The 18,199-nt window shown below is 59.3% G+C and carries 13 protein-coding genes and 2 pseudogenes; 7 read left to right on the forward strand and 8 right to left on the reverse strand.

Translation table 11 applies throughout. From position 1 onward, the window contains the following. Positions 1 to 81 precede the first annotated feature (81 nt). The 7 genes from IBX54_RS06010 to IBX54_RS06040 form a co-directional block, all read right to left on the reverse strand. Positions 82 to 1,251, reverse strand: a complete 1,170-nt coding sequence (locus IBX54_RS06010; protein WP_296541770.1) for an ABC transporter substrate-binding protein — start codon at positions 1,249 to 1,251, stop codon at positions 82 to 84. 175 nt (positions 1,252 to 1,426) lie between these two features. Next, positions 1,427 to 2,635: a CoA transferase gene (locus tag IBX54_RS06015; RefSeq protein WP_296541758.1), complete on the reverse strand. Its 1,209-nt coding sequence runs from the start codon at positions 2,633 to 2,635 to the stop codon at positions 1,427 to 1,429. A 61-nt stretch (positions 2,636 to 2,696) separates the two neighbouring features. After that, positions 2,697 to 3,503 carry an oxepin-CoA hydrolase, alternative type gene (locus IBX54_RS06020; RefSeq protein WP_296541759.1) on the reverse strand — a complete coding sequence of 269 codons (807 nt, stop codon included), beginning with the start codon at positions 3,501 to 3,503 and terminating at the stop codon, positions 2,697 to 2,699. Next, positions 3,500 to 4,642 (reverse strand): acyl-CoA dehydrogenase, encoded by a 1,143-nt coding sequence (locus IBX54_RS06025; RefSeq protein ID WP_296541760.1) that lies wholly within the window; start codon positions 4,640 to 4,642, stop codon positions 3,500 to 3,502. Before IBX54_RS06025 ends, IBX54_RS06020 begins: the two co-directional genes overlap by 4 nt. A 10-nt stretch (positions 4,643 to 4,652) precedes the next feature. Next, a complete protein-coding gene (locus tag IBX54_RS06030) occupies positions 4,653 to 5,861 on the reverse strand; it encodes an acyl-CoA dehydrogenase family protein (RefSeq protein ID WP_296541761.1) in 1,209 nt (402 codons plus the stop codon). An 11-nt stretch (positions 5,862 to 5,872) separates the two neighbouring features. Next, on the reverse strand, positions 5,873 to 7,054 hold the full coding sequence (locus IBX54_RS06035; RefSeq protein WP_296541762.1) for an acetyl-CoA C-acyltransferase: 1,182 nt from the start codon (positions 7,052 to 7,054) through the stop codon (positions 5,873 to 5,875). A gap of 20 nt (positions 7,055 to 7,074) precedes the next feature. Then, complete coding sequence (locus IBX54_RS06040) at positions 7,075 to 9,195, reverse strand: 3-hydroxyacyl-CoA dehydrogenase NAD-binding domain-containing protein (protein WP_296541763.1); 2,121 nt, start codon at positions 9,193 to 9,195, stop codon at positions 7,075 to 7,077. A 501-nt stretch (positions 9,196 to 9,696) separates the two neighbouring features. On the opposite strand from IBX54_RS06040, the gene IBX54_RS06045 reads away from it, so the two are divergent. Both IBX54_RS06045 and murI read left to right on the forward strand, forming a co-directional pair. Then, entirely contained in the window at positions 9,697 to 10,503 is an 807-nt protein-coding gene (locus tag IBX54_RS06045) for an IclR family transcriptional regulator (protein ID WP_296541764.1), read from the forward strand. A 156-nt stretch (positions 10,504 to 10,659) separates the two neighbouring features. Beyond that, a pseudogene (gene murI / locus IBX54_RS06050) lies at positions 10,660 to 11,252 on the forward strand (glutamate racemase); the annotation flags it as partial. Here murI and IBX54_RS06055 read toward each other — a convergent pair. Beyond that, positions 11,250 to 12,425, reverse strand: a pseudogene (locus IBX54_RS06055) (IS4 family transposase). The pseudogenes murI and IBX54_RS06055 overlap by 3 nt on opposite strands. A gap of 434 nt (positions 12,426 to 12,859) precedes the next feature. On the opposite strand from IBX54_RS06055, the gene dapC reads away from it, so the two are divergent. From dapC to prmB, 5 genes are all read left to right on the forward strand, one after another. After that, complete coding sequence (gene dapC, locus IBX54_RS06060) at positions 12,860 to 14,080, forward strand: succinyldiaminopimelate transaminase (RefSeq protein ID WP_296541765.1); 1,221 nt, start codon at positions 12,860 to 12,862, stop codon at positions 14,078 to 14,080. Positions 14,081 to 14,115: 35 nt separating this feature from the next. Beyond that, entirely contained in the window at positions 14,116 to 14,940 is an 825-nt protein-coding gene (gene dapD / locus IBX54_RS06065) for a 2,3,4,5-tetrahydropyridine-2,6-dicarboxylate N-succinyltransferase (protein WP_296541766.1), read from the forward strand. Between the two features lie 64 nt (positions 14,941 to 15,004). Next, complete coding sequence (locus IBX54_RS06070) at positions 15,005 to 16,180, forward strand: PilT/PilU family type 4a pilus ATPase (RefSeq protein ID WP_296541767.1); 1,176 nt, start codon at positions 15,005 to 15,007, stop codon at positions 16,178 to 16,180. Between the two features lie 8 nt (positions 16,181 to 16,188). Continuing rightward, positions 16,189 to 17,364, forward strand: a complete 1,176-nt coding sequence (gene dapE, locus IBX54_RS06075) for a succinyl-diaminopimelate desuccinylase (protein ID WP_296541768.1) — start codon at positions 16,189 to 16,191, stop codon at positions 17,362 to 17,364. Then, on the forward strand, positions 17,361 to 18,199 hold an 839-nt coding region (gene prmB, locus IBX54_RS06080; protein ID WP_296541769.1), incomplete at its 3' end, for a 50S ribosomal protein L3 N(5)-glutamine methyltransferase. The genes dapE and prmB, both read left to right, overlap by 4 nt.

Here is an 18,199-nt window from a genome sequence, read left to right on the forward strand (position 1 = left end):
ATCTTCATCCCGTTGATTTGTTGGGACACGAAAGAGTCAGCACCGCAGTCAGTGACAACTCTCGCGTTCCTGGAGCCTTGTCTACCAGGGCACGCCTGGGAAATTGGCCTTGCCCGTTGCATCTGCCTGGGGCCAGACGATGACGATTTTGTTGCCTTGATGTTGGCCCATGCGGTGGCTGAAATTCAAGTTGTCGCCCTTGTTGCTGAACTGAACGCGACCAATCAACGTTTCGCTATCGGTCTTGCGCATCTCTTCTGCGACACCGTCTTTTTTCAGTGTGCCTTTATCAGCTGCGCGAGCGATGGCATTGAACAACAACATCGACTGAACATAGCCAAATTGACCGAGATAGTCTGGCTCTTTCTTGTACAGCTTCTGATACGTATCGCTAAAAGATTTACCCTCGGCCGTCTTGAACTCTGCAGGGAACGGGAGCACAGCGGTCCCATAAACATTGGGCATCAGGTCTGGGAAGTCCGCCGCCATTTTGGGTGTAGCCAATGACCAGACGCCGACCATGGCCTTGACATTCGGCTTGAGCACCCGCGCTGCACGAAGGATGCCGACGTAGTCGTTTTCGTAGCCGACCATTGCGATGACTTCGGATTTATCCTGCAATTTCACCTTGTTGATGATCGGCTTGAAGTCAGTGATCGCGGGATCGAACGCGTGGGCAACCACGGTCACGCCTTTGGTCGTCAGGGTTTTCTCCAGATCATGCGCAAGACCGGACGTTGCCTCTTTGGTCGAATACAAAATGGCGACAGACTTGATCTTCAGATCATCCAGAAGCCCGACCATGGCCTTCAGATAGCCAGCGGAATTATTGATGCGAAAGAAATTTTTCCGTCCGCTGTTCACAAGACTTTCATCGACGCCGCCTGAAGTGACGTAGACCAGGCCGAGTTTGTTGGCTGCATCGGATGCTGGGGCGATATTGTTGGAGCCGTAGCCACCATCAATAGCAAGCACACCTTGGCTCGCCAGCTTTTCAACGGCAGCAATCGCCTTGGCGGGTGCCGACTCGTTGTCAACGGTGATAATTTTTATCTTATGCTTGCTGTTCGTCCGGTTAAAGACGTCCGCAGCAACCATGATTCCTTCATGCATCCCCGCTCCGACACGGGCCAGGGTGCCTGTCAGGGGCAGTTCGACACCAACCAATAATTCATCTGCCTGGGCCATGGAAAATCCTAGCCCACATGCCACTAATGCTGCCAGTCCTATGCGTCTATAAGTGTTTTTCATTGTTTCCGTCTCACTAGTTAATTTAATTATTTCGCTCATGTCCTTTCCAGGACTCATTTGCAGGGCACGGGGCGTGCCACGACCAAGGTGCCGCACTCTCTCTTGTTCTCTTACGTTTACTGATTGAACATGTTGTGCTCCTTTTAAGAAAGTGGTACGGTGCCCGCTGGAGACGTCAAACGACGCCGCTAGCCTCTAACTGGGCTATCTTTTCGTCGGACATCCCAAGAAGCGTCTGCAACACCTGTTTTGTGCCTTCGCCTAGGGGCGGTGGCGCGCTCCGCACGGGCAAGCGCTCGCCGTCGAAGCGGTAGGGCGGCGCCAGTACGTGGACGTTGCCTGCATCGGGGTGGGGCATGGTGGTCACCAGCCCTGCATCGATCGCTCGCTTCGAAGTCAGCGCCTCATGCAAGCCAGCCACCTCACCGCATGGTATCCCGGCGAGGGTCAGACGATCGAGTAGGTCCTTGCGCTTCCTGCTCAAGAGTTCGCGCTTGATTTCAAGCACCAGCAACTCCCGATTTGCGGTGCGTTTGAGGTTGGTCTTGAAACGTTCATCGGCTGCCAGATCTGGGCGCTCGATCACCTCAGTGCAAAAGCGCGTGAACTGGCTGTTGTTGCCGCACGCGACGACCAACGGTCCGTCTTGCGCGTCGTAAACGCCATAGGGCATGATGGAAGGGTGTGCATTGCCGTAGCGCGGCGGGTCTTCACCCTTGAGCAAGGCTTCCAGTCCGTAGTAGGCAGTGATCATCAGGCCGCAATCAAACAACGCCATGCCGATGTGTCGCCCTTTGCCCGTCTTTTCGCGCTCATACAGGGTTGCCAAAATGGCTTGAGCAGCGTACATGCCCGTGACCATGTCGACCACAGCAACGCCGAACTTCAAGGGTGGCTGATTGGCCTCGCCGTTAAGTGCCATCAAACCAGTCTCGCCCTGGATCACGAGGTCATAGCCAGGGCGTGCGGCTTCCGGGCCAGTGCGGTCATAGCCCGTGATTGAGCAGTAGATCAACTCCGGGTGTTCAGCGCTCAACTGCTCATAGCCTAGCCCCATCTTTTCTATTCCACCAAATTTGAAATTCTGAATGACGACGTCGCTTTTCCGCGCGAGGTCGCTGGCGATCTCCTGGCCTTCGGGCGTCTGCAGGTCAAGGGTGATGGATCGCTTGTTACGGTTCACGCTGTTGAAGTAGGCTGTCTCGGTCGCACCAATGCGAAGTCCCCAATCGCGCGTGTCGTCGCCTCGCTCAGTGTGCTCGACTTTGATCACTTCGGCACCGAGATCTCCCAGCACCATGGCGCACCACGGCCCCGCCAAGACGCGGGAAAGATCGAGAACGCGCACACCCGCCAGCGGCAATGAAGAATTTGTGTTTGACATCAATCGTCCAATGACTTGAGCGCTCGTGGTGGGGCGACGCGAAAATTGACAACCTTAGGCATCACTGCACATTTACCTTGCCACGAAGCGCAACAAAATCAGGTGACCGTTTGGCAAGGAAGGCGCCGATCCCTTCGGCTGCTTCAGCGTCACCTTGCGATTCGACCATGAGCTGCGCTTCGAATTCCATTTGGGCATCCACATCGGCCTTGAAAGCGTTCAGGCACAGCGTCTTGATGCGTGCGTTGGCTCGGGTCGGACCGGCAGATATCCGCGCAGCTAGGGCGACGGCCTCAGCCAATGCTTCGCCCTGGTCAACCAGCCTGTTCACAGCACCCATCGCGTACAGGCGATCGCCTGTGATACGGTCCCCGGTCAGACACAGTTCTGTCAGGATCTGGCGCGAGACGAACTCGGCCAGGAAAGCGGTGGCACCGCCGTCTGGTGTCAGGCCAACCTTGGCGTAGGCCACGGAGAAGAAGGCGTTGCGCGCCACGACCGACATGTCGCAGGCCAACATGATCGACAGCCCGGCACCCACGGCACCGCCCTCGACGGCAGCGATGACTGGCTTGCCGCAATGGCGAATCGCACGGATCAAGTCGTGCAAGCCTTCTAGGCCCTGGCGCCGCTGCGCCGGGGCCATGGCCCGACGCAGGGCAAGCTGACCGAGATCGCCCCCCGAGCAAAAGAAATCGCCGGCGCCGGTTAGCACAACAGCGCCAACCTCGCCATCAGCCTGTGCTTGGACCAGCGCTGCCGGCAGTTCGGCATACAACCCCGCCGTGATCGCGTTGCGCTTGCCAGGATTGTTGTTGATCAGGATGCGCACCGCGCCTTCCTGTCGAATCAAGACGGCGGTGCTCATGCTGCCAACTGCTTGCCCAGAGCGATGAAACGCTGCAGATGATGATCTTCATCGCCAAACTGGTGGTCGATCATCACCAGACGTTTGGCATAGTGGGCCAACGGCAGTTCCCAGGTCATACCAATGCCACCGTGCATCTGGATGCTCTCCTCGGCCACCAGCGTGCCGATTCGCCCGATGCTGAACTTTGCAGCCGACAAAGCGCGTTCGCGCGTCAGCCGATCCGCATCAAGCGCCGCAGCAGCATTGATCACGGCTGAACGGGCCTGCTCGATCTCCAGCAGCAAGTCGGCCATACGGTGCTGCAGGGCCTGAAAGCTTCCAATGAAGACGCCAAACTGTTTACGCGTGCGCAGGTACCCCAGCGTGGCCGACTTGGCCGCTTCCATGGCACCCAACGACTCGGCACACAGCGCCAGTACACCCCGGCCGATGGCGCGCTCAAGCGTAGCGTATCCTTGCCCCTGCACGCCCAGCAGCGCCTGCGTGTCAAGGGCCACGTCGCTCAAACTCAGTTCAGCGACGCGGCCACCGTCGATGGCGGAGCAACCACGCACTACCAAGCCAGGGGTCTTTGCGGGCACCAAGAACAGTGAGATGCCGGCCTCGTCGTCAACCGCCCCAGCGGAGCGAGCCGAAATGACGAACAAATCAGCCCGCTCGCCTTGCAGCACGACCGCCTTGGTGCCATTCAACACCCAGCCCTTGTCGCTGCGTTCGGCACGTGTGAGCACTCGCGCCAGTTCGTAGTGCTTGTCGGGCTCATCATGCGCCAGCGCGGCGACGGTAGTGCCACTGATGAGGTCGGCCAAGACGGCCTTTTGCACCTCATCGCCGGCGCTAGCAATCGCCTCGCCCGCAAGCACCGCGCTGCCAAGAAGTGGCTCGACCACCAAGCCGCGACCAAGCGCCTCAAAGACCACTGCAATATCAAAACCGCCGCCGCCGAAGCCGCCATCAGCCTCCCGAAACAAGGCGCCGATCACGCCCAGTTCGGCAAAATTCTGCCAAATTTTAGGGCTGAAGCCGTGAGGCGATTTGGCGATGTGGTCGCGTTTTTCGAAGCTGTACTGCTCGGCGATAAAGCGGTTCAGGCTGTCAGCCAGCATGCGCCGTTCTTCTGTGTGTTCAAAGTTCATGTTCGTACCCTCACAGTCCAAGAATCATCTTGGAGATAATGTTTTTCTGGATCTCGTTAGAGCCGCCGAAGATCGACAACTTGCGGTTGTTGAAGTAGACAGCTGCCGCGCTTGCTGCAGCCTCAGGTCCAACTTGCAAGCCGCTATAGCCGTCCTCTAGCGCTTCTTTGATGAAAGGCCGCGCATAGGGCCCCATGGCGCGTCGACTCAAGGACGATATCTCCTGGCGGATCTGTGTGCCGCGAATCTTTAGCATGGAGCTTTCAGCCCCTGGAACACCACCACCAACGACAGCCGCAATCATGCGCAGATTGGTGGTCTTCATGTTCTCAAGGTCGATCTCGACGCGGGCCATACGGGCGGCAAACAACGGGTCCTCTGCCAGGGGTCGACCGTTTTTCGTCTGCTGGGTGGCGACGCCCTTGAGCCGCTCCAAGGCCGCGACGGAAAGGCCGATGCCGGCGATATTGGTGCGTTCGTAGGTCAACAGATACTTGGCGCAAGTCCAGCCCTTGTCCTCCTCGCCGACCAGGTTTTCTGCTGGAACGCGCACATCGGTGAAGAACACCTCGTTGACTTCGTGCACGCCGTCAAGGGTGATGACGGGGCGCACCTCAACGCCGGGTGTCGTCATGTCGATCAGCAGAAAGCTGATGCCTTGCTGCTTCTTTGCCTCGCGATTGGTGCGCACCAGGCAGAAGATCATGTTGGCGTACTGGCCGAGCGTGGTCCAGGCCTTTTGCCCATTGACAATATAGTGCTCACCCTGCGCATCGCGGCCACGCACGGCGCTGGTGTTAACCGCCGCCAGGTCAGAGCCCGCGCCTGTCTCCGAGTAGCCCTGGCACCACCAGTCGGAGCCATCGAGAATGCGAGGTAACCAATGGCGCTTCTGTTCCTCGTTGCCAAACTTGATCAGCACGGGCCCGAGCATGTTGACGCCGAAGGGAACGATACGCGGTGCGCTGGCGAGGCAGCACTCATGCTCGAAGATAAATCTTTCGACAGCGTTCCAGCCGGGACCGCCGTACTGCTCGGGCCAATGGTTGGCGAGCCAACCGCGCGCATTGAGGATGGCATGCCATTCCTGCATGTCCGCCTTGGACAGGTGCTTGCCATTGGCGACCTTGTCTGACAAACGGGTCGGCAGTTTGTCGGCCAGAAAAGTGCGCACTTCGCTGCGAAAGTTTTCTTCTTCAGTGGTGAAATTCAAATCCATGCCAATTCTCCTCAATAAATCTCGAACAGCCCTGCGGCGCCCATGCCGCCCGCGATGCACATGGTGACGACCCCATATTTCACGCCGCGCCGTTTTCCTTCAATCAACAGGTGGCCGGTGAGGCGCGCGCCTGTCATACCGAATGGATGCCCAATGGAAATCGCGCCGCCATTGACGTTAAGCCGCTCATCGGGGATGCCGAGTCGCTGTTGGCAATAGATTGACTGCGAGGCGAATGCCTCGTTGAGTTCCCACAAACCGATGTCGTCAACCTTCAGGCCGTGGCGTGCCAGCAGTTTGGGTACAGCGAACACGGGGCCGATGCCCATTTCGTCGGGCTCGCAACCGGCAAGCGCCAGGCCGCGAAAGGCGCCCAGCGGCTCCAAGTTGGCGCGCTCTGCTTCCTTTGCCTCCATCATCACGCAAGCAGCGGCGCCGTCGGAGAGTTGAGAGGAATTGCCGGCGGTGACAAACTTGTCCGGGCCATTCACCGGCGCCAATCGGGCCAGGCCTTCGTAGGTGGTCCCGCGCCGGTTGCAGGTGTCGGCGTCCACAGTCACTTCTGCATGGGTCACGACTTTGGTTTCTTTGTTGGTCACCGCCATCTCGGTCGTGCATGCCACGATTTCTTCCCGGTAACGGCCGGCAAGTTGCGCCTCCTCCGTCTTGCGTTGGCTCTCGACCGAGAAGCGATCCTGCGCCTCGCGTCCGATGCCATAGCGTGCGGCCACAATGTCGGCGGTTTCGATCATCGACAAGTACAACTCGGGCTTGTGCTGGACGATCCACGGGTTGATGCCGCTGTCACCATCTTGCCGGGTGCGTATGTGCGAAATACTTTCTACGCCGCCTGCAATCATGGCAGGTGCACCCTCCACGATGATGCGTCCCGCTGCCATGGCGATGGCCTGCAGCCCGGAGGCGCAGAAGCGGCTCACTGTGGCACCCGCAATGGTGATCGGCAGACCTGCGCGGATGATGGCTTGACGCGCCACGTTGCGGCCGGTGGTGCCTTCCGGATACCCACAACCAAGGATCGCATCCTCGATCAGCGCGGGGTCGATACCAGCGCGCTCCACCGCCGCCCGCACCGCGAAGGCGGCGAGCGTGGAGCCCGGCGTGATATTGAATTCGCCCCGGTGCGCCTTGGTTAGCGGCGTGCGGGCGGTAGAAACGATGACGGCTTCGCGCATGATGTGTTCCTGAAACGTGGTTATTCGAGTTTATTAAGACTGTCGAAATTGGCGCCGTGCTCGACCAGTTCGACCAGCAACGCCGAAGGCTGCCAGAACAAAGGGTTTTCTTTGGCGAATTCGCGGATGTCGGCCAGCACCTTGGGCAGACCCACCGTGTCGGCGTACTTCATCGGGCCGCCGCGATGGCGTGGAAAGCCGTAGCCATACAGGAAGGTCACGTCCACGTCGAGCGGGCGCAGCGCGATGCGCTGGTGCACCACATTGGCGCCTTCGTTGATCATCGCGGCCATGTAGCGGCGCATGATCTCTTCGTCGGTGAAGCTGCGCGGCGTGATGCCGGCCCGCGCGCGCTCGGCATCGATGATGGCCTCAACCTCGGGATCGGGCGTTCCGGTGCGGGCGCCGTCAGGGTACAGGTAGTAGCCGCGGCCCGTCTTCTGACCGAACCAGCCACGCTCGCAGATGCGGTCGGCAATTTGTACATAACGTGCCCGCGGATCGCGTGTGACGGCCTTGCGCTTTCGCGTGGCCCAGCCGATGTCACCGCCAGCCAGGTCAGACACCTGGAACGGCCCCATCGGGTAGCCGAAGTTACGCACGGCCTGGTCGATCTGGTAAGGCGAGGCGCCGTCTTCCATCATGCAGTCGGCCGCCATGCGATAAGCCGCGAGAATCCGGTTGCCGATGAAACCGTCGCATACGCCAGCCCGCACCGGCACCTTGTGCAGCTTCTTCGCGAGTTCGAATGCGGTGGCCACGACGTCCGCCGAGACCTTGGCCGGGACGACGATCTCGAGCAACTTCATGATGTTGGCAGGCGAGAAAAAATGCAGGCCCACGACGTCCGTTGGACGTGAAATGCTGGCGGCGATGGCGTCGATGTCGAGATACGACGTGTTGCTGGCCAGCACCGCACCAGGTTTGCACACGCGGTCGAGTTCTGCGAAAACAGCCTGCTTGACTGCCATGTCCTCGTAGACGGCCTCAATCACGACATCGGCTGGTGCGAGTGCGTCATACAAGGTGCTACCGACGAAGCGCGCCATGTTAGCCGCCTTGGCAGCAGGTGTCATGCGCCCCTTGGCGATCAGGCCGTTGTAGACCTTTTCGATATGGGCACGCCCGCGTGCCAGCGCCGCTTCGTCACGCTCGATCATCGTCACAAGCAGGCCCGCATCGAGTACTGCCACCGCGATGCCCGCGCCCATCGTTCCACCGCCCACCAATCCCACATGGTTGAAGGCGCGCGGCTTCGTGTTGCGCGTCTCGGGGGCTTTGAGCACCTCACGCTCGGCGAAGAAAGCGTGGACCAGTCCGGCGCGCTGGGGGCTGTCGAGGCATTGCAGAAACAGCTCGCGCTCAAGGAGCAGGCCTTCGTCGAAATCACGATCAAGTGCGGCCTCGACGGCTTCAATTATCTTCAGTGGCGAGAACAGAGTGCGTGACTTCTTCGCGGTTTCGTCACGCGCAGCCTCAATGGCAGCTCGATTCGCCTGCCGGTCAGAAACCGCATGGGCATCTCGCATGCGGCGCACCGGGGCGTGCGTGGCCAGCAATTCTTGCGCGTAAGCCAATCCATCCGCCAAGATGTCATTGCTGGATCCCAGCCGGTCAACCAAACCGAGCGCATGCCCTTCTTCGGCCCCCATGTGGCGGCCGCTGAGCATCAGATCCAAGGCAGCTTTTGCCCCGATCAAACGGGGTGTGCGTTGGGTGCCGCCTGCGCCAGGCATCAAGCCGAGCAGAACCTCGGGCAGTCCAAGCTTTGCATCGGTCGCCGCCAATCGGTAGTGGGCCGCGAGCGCGATCTCCAGGCCACCGCCCAGCGCCGCGCCGTGGATCGCTGCCACCACGGGTTTGCTGCAGGCTTCGATCCGGTTGCAGACATCCGGCAATGACGGCGGCAGTGGCGGCTTGCCGAACTCGCGGATATCTGCGCCTGCGATGAAGTTGCGGCCTGTCCCGATGATGAGCACCGCCTGGACGGCGGAGTCTGCATCGGCTGCGTCGATCGCAGCCACGATGCCGCGCCGCACTGCGACACCCAGCGCGTTGACCGGTGGGTTATTGATCGTGACGAGAAGAACGCTGCCACGCAGTTCGCGGACGACGACTTCGGTGGACGGGTCCTGGCTCATTTCAGATGTCTCCAAATTTAATGTTTTGCAGAGCGAAATGCTAGTTCGCATTACATATTTGAAACAGAATATAGCCTGTTTTTTGTCGACAGAGCAAAAAAGGCTGACGTCCTCTGTCGCCAATGTGTCATTAGGTTGCATCCGTATCAATTCGATATCTAGTGCCACGCGATACCGCTAGACTGCACATCCTGTTCCTCGGAACCGCCTCTGGCCACTGGCCAGAAACATAAAGGCGCCTTGTCGAAGCTTGATTTGTGAGCGGGAAGCATCAGATGATCGATCTTGTCGATTACCCTGTTGATTTCAGCAGGCCGTAGCAAACCGGAGTTACATAGCCATTCCCCCTTTGGCGGACGATTGAACAGGCTTGGCTGTTTGTTTCGCTGTGCGAATATTTATTCCGAAGATTAATTTACAATTTGGCATTGAGTATTCGAGCTTCCATCCAATTTGCCTGGGTTCGCGAGCCGCTTCAATGAAAATCAATGGAGTCGATACATGGAAGATCAGAGTCAAACCTTTAGCGATGGCCAGAAAAATAAAGATCGGCAATTCGTGAACGCTTTGGCGCGAGGACTGGAAATACTGCGTTGTTTTCTCCCGGGTGAGAAGTACCTGAGCAACACCGAGTTGGCAAAGCGGACCGGAATGCCGAAGCCGACAATTTCGCGGCTGACCTATACGCTAACCAAGCTCGGCTATCTCGATTTCTCAAGCGATCGAGGGCAATATCACTTGGGCTCGGGGGTGCTTTCCTTGGGCAACTCCTTGCTTTCAAATCTTGATGTGCGCAAACTGGCGCGCCCCGCCATGCGCGAGCTTGCCGAGCACTCCCAAGCCAGTGTCTCGATCGGCATCCGTGATCGCCTGGACATGGTGTACATCGAAAGCTGCCGAAGCAGTTCGGCTGTCGCGCTTCGGCGAGATGTCGGCTCGCACATCCCCATGGCCACGACGGCGATGGGAAAGGCCCTGTTGTGCGCGCTGCCACAGACCGAGCGTGATTTTCTGATGGATCACATCCGCTTGGGAAATGAAGAAAAATGGCCGCAGATTAAAGCCAGTTTGGAACAGGGATTCAAGGACTATCAAGACCACGGCTTCTGCGTTTCAGTGGGCGATTGGGAAGCCAATATAAATGCCGTGGGTGTGCCGTTGATCGACCCGGACGGCGAAGAGATGATGGCTTTCAATTGTGGCGGCCCAGCCTTCTTATTGCAGCGTGAGGCGTTAATGAATGATCTCGGACCACGCTTGGTGCAACTGGTCCACAACGTAGAAGTGAACATGGGGTGTCATTCATAGTGTTCTTGTGACCGCCGACCCGAAACTGCCGGATTTCATCCGGAGTGAACGTGTATTTTCTTCGGCATTCGCTTTCTTATAAAAGTAAACGTCAAACTCCTGCTGTCACCCCGGTAGAGCCGGGGGTTTACCTTTGTTAATTATTCAAAACGCCCTATCGGCGTTTTCGACAGCGGCGTCGGGGGCTTGAGCATCCTCAAGGCGCTGCGGGCCGAGCTGCCCCATGATGACTTCGTCTATGTGGCCGACAGCGGCTTTGCGCCTTACGGCGAGCGCGACCCCGGTTTCGTGCTGGAGCGCGCTCGTGCCATCAGCCAATACTTGATCAGTCAGCCAGCGATGGCCATCCAGGTCTTGGTCATCGCCTGCAACACCGCCACGGCGGCGGCAATCCATCTGCTGCGTCAGGATTACCCTCACCTACCCATCGTTGGCGTCGAACCGGCGCTCAAGCCCGCCATCACCTTGAGTCACACCAGGGGCACATCGGCGTCATGGCCACGCGCGGCACGCTCAACAGCCAAAAATTCCAGGCCCTGCTGGCGAGTTTGGCGGCTCCGGCCCACTTTGTCTGCCAGCCCTGCGATGGGCTGGCCGATGCGATCGAGCGCGACGATACCGACAACATCATCGCGCTGTGTCGCCAGTACACCGGCGCCATGGGTCAGTTTGGTGGCCAGGCGGGCGACATTGACACGTTGGTATTGGGCTGCACCCATTACCCATTTGCCAGCACTACTGTCCGGTCAAAAGTCGAACAAAATTAATTGGTTGGAGATGGGTACTGGTTGATTTTGTAAGTCACCGGGCTGCAAGGCGCATGAAACCTGGGTTTTCGCGAAAACCGAGACCGACAAAATCTGTAGACAAGTGTAGAGCGAGGATTTCAGTTGCAACTCTTTTTTGACAATGGCGATCAAAACGTAGGTGGCGATGGCGCATCAAACCTGCGTCTTCACCGCGTTCTCGCTGGTGCCCAAAAACTTCTTGATACGCAGATGCTGCTTGATTCACTTGAAGAACAATTCCACTTGCCAGCGGTTCTTGTAAAGCTGGGCAATCACCGGCGCAGGCAGTGCCGTGTTGTTGGTCAAAAATATCAACGTGTTACCCGTGGGGTCCTTGTATCGCACCCGGCGCAAATGCTCGGGGTAGTCTTTGGCCGCCTTGACCCCATTGAGTATCACCGACTGATCACACGCCACGCCAGTGGCCTTATCCACCTTGGCCGAATACACGCGACGCGCATTGAAGTTGGACTTGGCGCGTGTCACAAAAAAGGCACCCGCCTGATGCATCGTGTACAAGCGCGTAAAGTCCAGATAGCCCCGATCCATGATGTAGAAGGCTCCAGCCTCCAGAGGCAAGATATCGAGCACATTGACATCGCCCATCTTGCCGTCGCTGATGTGAATGAAGCTTGGAATGCTGCCGCGCAAGTCCAGCAGCGTATGCAGCTTGATGGCCGCCTTGGTGGTGCGAAACGGCGCCCAGCCAAACAGACTCAGGCACAGATCGATGGTGCTCGAATCCAGGGCGTACACCTTGCCAGCGATGTTCACATCCAGCCCCAGCGGTTCATCTGCGTAAAGCTTGTTGGCACGGCGAATCAAGACCGCAGCGAAGTCAGCCCAGATACGCCAGTCACGCCGTTCGTTGGCATCAGCCAGGGTAGATCGACGCACTGCTTGACGCAGACCCATGCCGTACAGCTTGGTCGCATTGGCGCTCAACGTGGCCTCGATATCGCGCAGAGATTCACGCCAGGTCAGTTGCGCGTAGGCCATGATGCGAAAGTGCTCAGTGCTGGGCAACGTCGAGACCCGCGCATCCCCCGAGTAGCGAGCCACGATGCGAGAGAAGCTGGTCCAAGGGACGAAGTCCATTACCTGCGCGAAAAGCGTCTTTCCAGAATTGGCAATAATTTCCCAGAATTGTCAAGCTAGGGAAATTACCAGTAAAAACGACCATGAAATTCAAATCGACACCAAACTTTTTCGCTCGCAAACCCGCACGGCTATTGGGTTCGCGTCAAATCAGAACCGTGTTTACCGGACAGTAGTGATTTGCCAGCCAGATTCTGCGGTCTTTCGTCGGCCCCGCGGTGCATCTAGTGGACAACGGTGAACCGGTAGCGCGCCAGACCCGCCGTCTGTTGCCCAGCCACTCGCCTGACTTGGCAACTGGCCAATGCCGGCTCTTCAGCACCGGCGACCCCAAGCTGCTGCAAAGCGCTGCCAAACGCTGGCTGGGGCTGGGTGTGGCTTGCAGGAGCTTGCGGAGCTTTTGAGATGGTGTGTGGGGAACAGACTTCAGCACCGCGGCAGGCGTACCGGACAAGGGATAATCGCGCCCCATGAATCCACTTCTCGCCCTTTTAAAGCCCTACCCGTTCGAGCGACTGCGCCAGCTTTTTGCCGGCATCACACCCAATCCGGCTTACACCCCGATCAGTCTGGGCCTGGGCGAACCCAGGCACCCCACACCGGTCTTCATCCAGCAAGCCATGGTGGAGTCCATCCATCGCACACCCAGCGGGCTGGCCAGCTACCCGGCCACGGCGGGCGAGCCCGCGTTGCGCGAGGCCTTTGCCGCCTGGCTGCATACCCGCTACGGTCTGCATATGAACCCGCTCACGCAGATGCTGCCGGTGAACGGCTCGCGCGAGGGGCTGTTTGCGCTCACGCAAACCGTCATCAACCCCGCCCAAACCGGCGCCGCAAACCAAAAGCCGCTGGTGGTATGCCCGAATCCGTTTTATCAAATCTACGAAGGCGCTGCACTGCTGGCCGGGGCCGAACCGTATTACGTGGCCAGCGACCCGGCGCGCAACTTTGCCCCGGATTGGGACAGCGTGCCCGAGTCGGTGTGGGCACGCACCCAGCAAATCTTCGTGTGCTCGCCGGGCAACCCCACCGGCGCGGTCATGGGCTTGAGCGAATGGCGAAAACTGTTTGACTTGAGCGACCGCTTTGGCTTTGTCATTGCATCAGACGAGTGCTACAGCGAAATCTATTTCCGCAATGACCCGCCCCTGGGCGGCCTGCAAGCGGCCGCCCAACTGGGCCGCACCGACTTCAAAAACCTGATCTCGTTGACCAGCCTGTCCAAGCGCAGCAATGTGCCGGGTATGCGCAGCGGTTTTGTGGCGGGCGACGCGGCCATCCTGGCGCAATTTCTGCTCTACCGCACCTACCACGGCTGCGCCATGAGCCCGGTGGTGCAGGCCGCGAGCCTGGCTGCCTGGCGTGACGAAGCCCATGTCGTTGAGAACCGCGCGCTCTACAAAGCCAAGTTTGCCGAAGTCACGCCGCTGCTGGCCGAAGTGCTTGATGTGGCCTTGCCCGATGCCGGTTTTTACCTCTGGGCCAAAATCAAGGGCAGCGACACCGACTTTGCCCGTGATTTGCACGCTCTTTACAATGTGACTGTGCTGCCCGGCTCCTACCTGGCGCGTGAGGCGCAGGGCCACAATCCCGGTGCCGGGCGCATTCGCATGGCGTTGGTGGCCGACACGGCAGAATGCCTGGAAGCGGCCCGGCGCATCGTCGAATTTGTCCGCAAGCGCGCCAAATAATCTTTTTTGTACTCTCATTTATCCAAGCCATTGCCATGACCCAACAACTGCAAACCATTCTCGATGCCGCGTGGGAAGACCGCGCCAACATCTCCGTCAACTCTGCCCCCAAAGAGGTCAGCGACGCGGTTGAACATGTGATTCAGGGGCTCAATACCGGCCATCTGCGCGTGGCCACCCGCGATGGTGTGGGCCAATGGACCACGCACCAGTGGATCAAAAAAGCTGTGCTGCTGAGCTTTCGGCTCAAGGACAACACGGTCGTCAAAGCCGGCGACCTGGCTTTTTACGACAAGGTGCCGACCAAATTTGCCCACATGACCGAGTCCGGCCTGCAGGCCACCGGCGTGCGCATTGTGCCGCCCGCTGTGGCGCGCCGGGGCAGCTACCTGGCCAAAGGCGTGGTGCTGATGCCGTCTTTTGTCAACATTGGCGCCTATGTCGATGAAGGCACCATGGTTGACACCTGGGCGGCGGTGGGCTCCTGCGCGCAGATCGGCAAAAACGTGCACCTGAGCGGCGGCGTGGGCATTGGCGGCGTGCTCGAACCCATGCAGGCCAACCCCACCATCATCGAAGACAACTGCTTCATCGGCGCCCGCTCCGAGATTGTTGAAGGCGTGATCGTGGAAGAAAACTCGGTCATTTCCATGGGGGTTTACATTGGCCAGAGCACGCCCATTTACGATCGCGCGACGGATACTGTGAGCTACGGCCGCATCCCGGCGGGCTCGGTGGTCATCAGCGGCAACCTGCCCAAGGAAGGCGGCAAATACAGCCTGTACGCCGCCATCATCGTCAAGCACGTCGATGCGCAAACCCGCGCCAAAACCAGTTTGAATGAGCTGCTGCGCCCTTGACGGACACCCCCACAAGCGCCCGAGTTGATCCGGCCCTGCAAATATTTATTCAAAAGGCATCCACATGGCACTCATCGAGAACACCAGCGCGGCGCCTACGGGCACCATGGAGCGCATCCTGCGCTTGATGTCTGAAAAGAAAGCCTCTGACATCTATTTGTCAGCCAACTCGGTCGCCCTGATCCGCATCTACGGCGAGTGTCTGCCCATCAACAGCCAGATCTTGCCGCCCGATGCACCCTTGAAGCTGCTTGCGGAAATCCTGCCGCCCGAGAAAATTCTGGAGTTGGAGGACACCCACGAGCTCAATATCGCCTGGTCAATACCCGATCTGGGACGTTTCCGGATCAGCGCCATGCGCCAGCGCGGGACCTATGCGGTAGTGATACGACTGATCATCAACGACATACCGCCGCTCGAAACACTGGGTTTGCCGCCCTCGCTGGCCGACCTGATGCTGCAAAAACGCGGCCTGATCCTGGTGGTTGGTGCAACAGGTTCAGGCAAAAGCACCAGCCTGGCGGCCATGATCGACCACCGCAACGCCAGTATGACGGGCCACATCCTCACGATTGAAGACCCGATCGAATATCTGTTCAAGAACAAGCGCGCCATGATCAACCAGCGCGAAGTTGGCGCCGACACCGAGACCACAGAAGTCGCCCTTAAAAACGCCCTGCGGCAAGCCCCCGACGTGATCCTGATCGGTGAAATCCGTGACCGTGAAACCATGTCCGCCGCCATCGCCTACGCCCAGACCGGGCATTTGTGCCTGGCCACCATGCACGCCAACAACAGTTACCAGGCGCTCAATCGCATCCTCAGCTTTTACCCGGTCGAAGTCCGCATGACCATGCTCGGCGACCTGGCGTCGGCCCTGAAAGCCATCATTTCGCAGCGCCTGATCCGCAACCTGGCAGAAACCAGGAGCCCAGCGGTCGAGGTCTTGCTGAACACCAAACTGGTGGCTGAATTAATTGAAAAAGGTGATTTTTCAGCCATCAAGGAAGCCATGGAAAAATCCATGGCCGAGGGCAGTCAGACGTTTGAGGGAGACATTGCCCGCCTGATCACCGAAGGCATCATCGACCGCAAGGAAGGCGTGGCCAACGCCGACTCGCCCACCAACCTGATGTGGCGCATGCAAAACGACTTCAAGGCGCGCGCCAAGGCCGCGGTCGTCGAAGAACAGAACGACGAGCCATCCTTTACCGACATCACGCTCGACCTAAACCATTGAGCCCGCCCATGAACCCTACCCTCGACCTGGCCTGTGACCTGATCGCCTGCCCATCCGAAACGCCAAGCGATGCGCACTGCCAGCAGCGCATTGGTGCGCGCCTGCAGGCCATTGGTTTCCAGCTCGAAACCCTGGTTAGCGGCCCGCCGGGTGGTGAGGTCACCAACCTGTGGGCCAAGCGGCCGGCCGGTGGCGCGGCACACGCATCTGGCACTTCGAAACTGCTTGTCTTTGCCGGTCACACCGATGTCGTGCCCACCGGGCCGGTCAAGCTTTGGGACAGCGATCCGTTCAAGCCCACGCTGCGCGAAGGCAAATTGTTCGGCCGTGGCGCGGCTGACATGAAGACCTCACTGGCCGCGTTTGTGGTGGCCACGGAAGAATTTGTCGCGGCGCGTCCCGGGTCGCCGCTGGCGATCGGTTTTTTGCTGACCAGCGATGAAGAAGGCCCGGCCGTGGACGGCACCGTCAAAGTCTGTGAAATGCTGCAAGCCCGTGGCGAGGTGCTGGACTACTGCATTGTGGGCGAACCCACCGCAGTCACGCATACCGGTGACATGATCAAGAACGGCCGCCGCGGCTCCTTGGGCGGCAAGCTCACCGTCAAAGGAACCCAGGGCCACATTGCCTACCCGCAACTGGCCAACAACCCCATTCATCTGCTGGCGCCCGCGCTGGCCGAATTGATCACCATCGAATGGGATCAGGGCAACGCCTTTTTCCCGCCCACCAGCTGGCAGGTCAGTAACATTCACGGCGGCGCAGGTGCCAGCAACGTAATTCCGGGCGAGGTGGTGCTTGACTTCAACTTCCGGTTTTCCACCGAATCCACGCCTGAAACCCTGCAAAATCGTCTGCAAGCGGTGCTGGACCGCCATGATCTGGCCTACGATCTGGCCTGGACCCTCAGCGGCCTGCCCTTTTTGACGCCCCCTGGGACGCTGGTGGATGCGGTGGTGGATGCCATTCATGCCGAGACCGGTCTGACTCCCAAGCTCTCCACCAGCGGCGGCACCAGTGACGGCCGTTTCATTGCCAAGCTCTGCCCGCAGGTGATCGAGTTCGGCCCGCCCAACGCCAGCATCCACAAAATCAATGAGCATATTGCCCTGAGTGATATTGAGCCGCTGAAAAACATCTACCGCCGGACACTGGAAAACCTGCATGCGCAGTTGTTGGCATGAAGAAGCGCCAGGCACAACGCAGTGACATCACCCTGCTGGAATGCGTGACCCTGGCAGCCCACCAGCTTGAGCAAGCTGGTGTCGTTTTTGGCCATGGCACGCAGAATGCCTTCGACGAGGCTGCCTGGCTGGTGCTGTGGCAACTCGGCTTGCCGCTCGACACGCCCCTGGAACACACTGACGCGACCGAAGCGGCTCCTCCCGATCGGCTGGTCACGCCCGCCGAGCAAGCCAAGATAGCGGAGCTCATCAAGACGCGCATAGACACCCGCAAGCCGGCCGCCTACCTGACCCACGAAGCCTGGCTGCAGGGCGTGGCGTTCTATGTCGATGAGCGCGCCATCGTGCCGCGCGCTCTGATCGCCGAGGTGCTGGTCGAGGGCGGCCTTGACTACTGGCTCAGCGAATCCACCCACAAGGTGCTCGACCTGTGCACCGGCAACGGCAGTCTGGCGGTATTGGCCGCGCTGGTTTATCCGGATGTGAGGGTGCAGGCCTCCGACATCAGTGCGGACGCGCTCGAAGTGGCAAAAATCAATGTGGAGCGCCACGGCCTGCAGCAGCGCATCACCCTGCATCAGGGCGACGGCCTGCCCGAGCACGGCGGCCTTTACGACCTGATCTTGTGCAACCCGCCTTATGTCAACGCCGCGAGCATGGCCGCGCTGCCGCCTGAATTTCTGGCGGAACCCCCGCTCGCGCTCGACGGCAACATGGCCGGCGGGGTGGATGGCATGGATTTCGTGCGCAAGCTGCTGCAAGATGCGCCTGCGCACATGAAGGAAGAGGCCATTCTGGTGCTGGAAATCGGCCATGAACGTGGCCATTTTGAAGC

The sequence above is a fragment of the Rhodoferax sp. genome (genome assembly GCF_014859475.1).
Classification (GTDB): Bacteria; Pseudomonadota; Gammaproteobacteria; order Burkholderiales; family Burkholderiaceae_C; genus Rhodoferax.

Coding starts and splice junctions, on each gene's coding strand:
- IBX54_RS06010 (WP_296541770.1), bottom strand. CDS start 1,251: ATGAAAAACACTTATAGACGCATAGGACTGGCAGCATTAGTGGCATGT.
- IBX54_RS06015 (WP_296541758.1), bottom strand. CDS start 2,635: ATGTCAAACACAAATTCTTCATTGCCGCTGGCGGGTGTGCGCGTTCTC.
- IBX54_RS06020 (WP_296541759.1), bottom strand. CDS start 3,503: ATGAGCACCGCCGTCTTGATTCGACAGGAAGGCGCGGTGCGCATCCTG.
- IBX54_RS06025 (WP_296541760.1), bottom strand. CDS start 4,642: ATGAACTTTGAACACACAGAAGAACGGCGCATGCTGGCTGACAGCCTG.
- IBX54_RS06030 (WP_296541761.1), bottom strand. CDS start 5,861: ATGGATTTGAATTTCACCACTGAAGAAGAAAACTTTCGCAGCGAAGTG.
- IBX54_RS06035 (WP_296541762.1), bottom strand. CDS start 7,054: ATGCGCGAAGCCGTCATCGTTTCTACCGCCCGCACGCCGCTAACCAAG.
- IBX54_RS06040 (WP_296541763.1), bottom strand. CDS start 9,195: ATGAGCCAGGACCCGTCCACCGAAGTCGTCGTCCGCGAACTGCGTGGC.
- IBX54_RS06045 (WP_296541764.1), top strand. CDS start 9,697: ATGGAAGATCAGAGTCAAACCTTTAGCGATGGCCAGAAAAATAAAGAT.
- dapC (WP_296541765.1), top strand. CDS start 12,860: ATGAATCCACTTCTCGCCCTTTTAAAGCCCTACCCGTTCGAGCGACTG.
- dapD (WP_296541766.1), top strand. CDS start 14,116: ATGACCCAACAACTGCAAACCATTCTCGATGCCGCGTGGGAAGACCGC.
- IBX54_RS06070 (WP_296541767.1), top strand. CDS start 15,005: ATGGCACTCATCGAGAACACCAGCGCGGCGCCTACGGGCACCATGGAG.
- dapE (WP_296541768.1), top strand. CDS start 16,189: ATGAACCCTACCCTCGACCTGGCCTGTGACCTGATCGCCTGCCCATCC.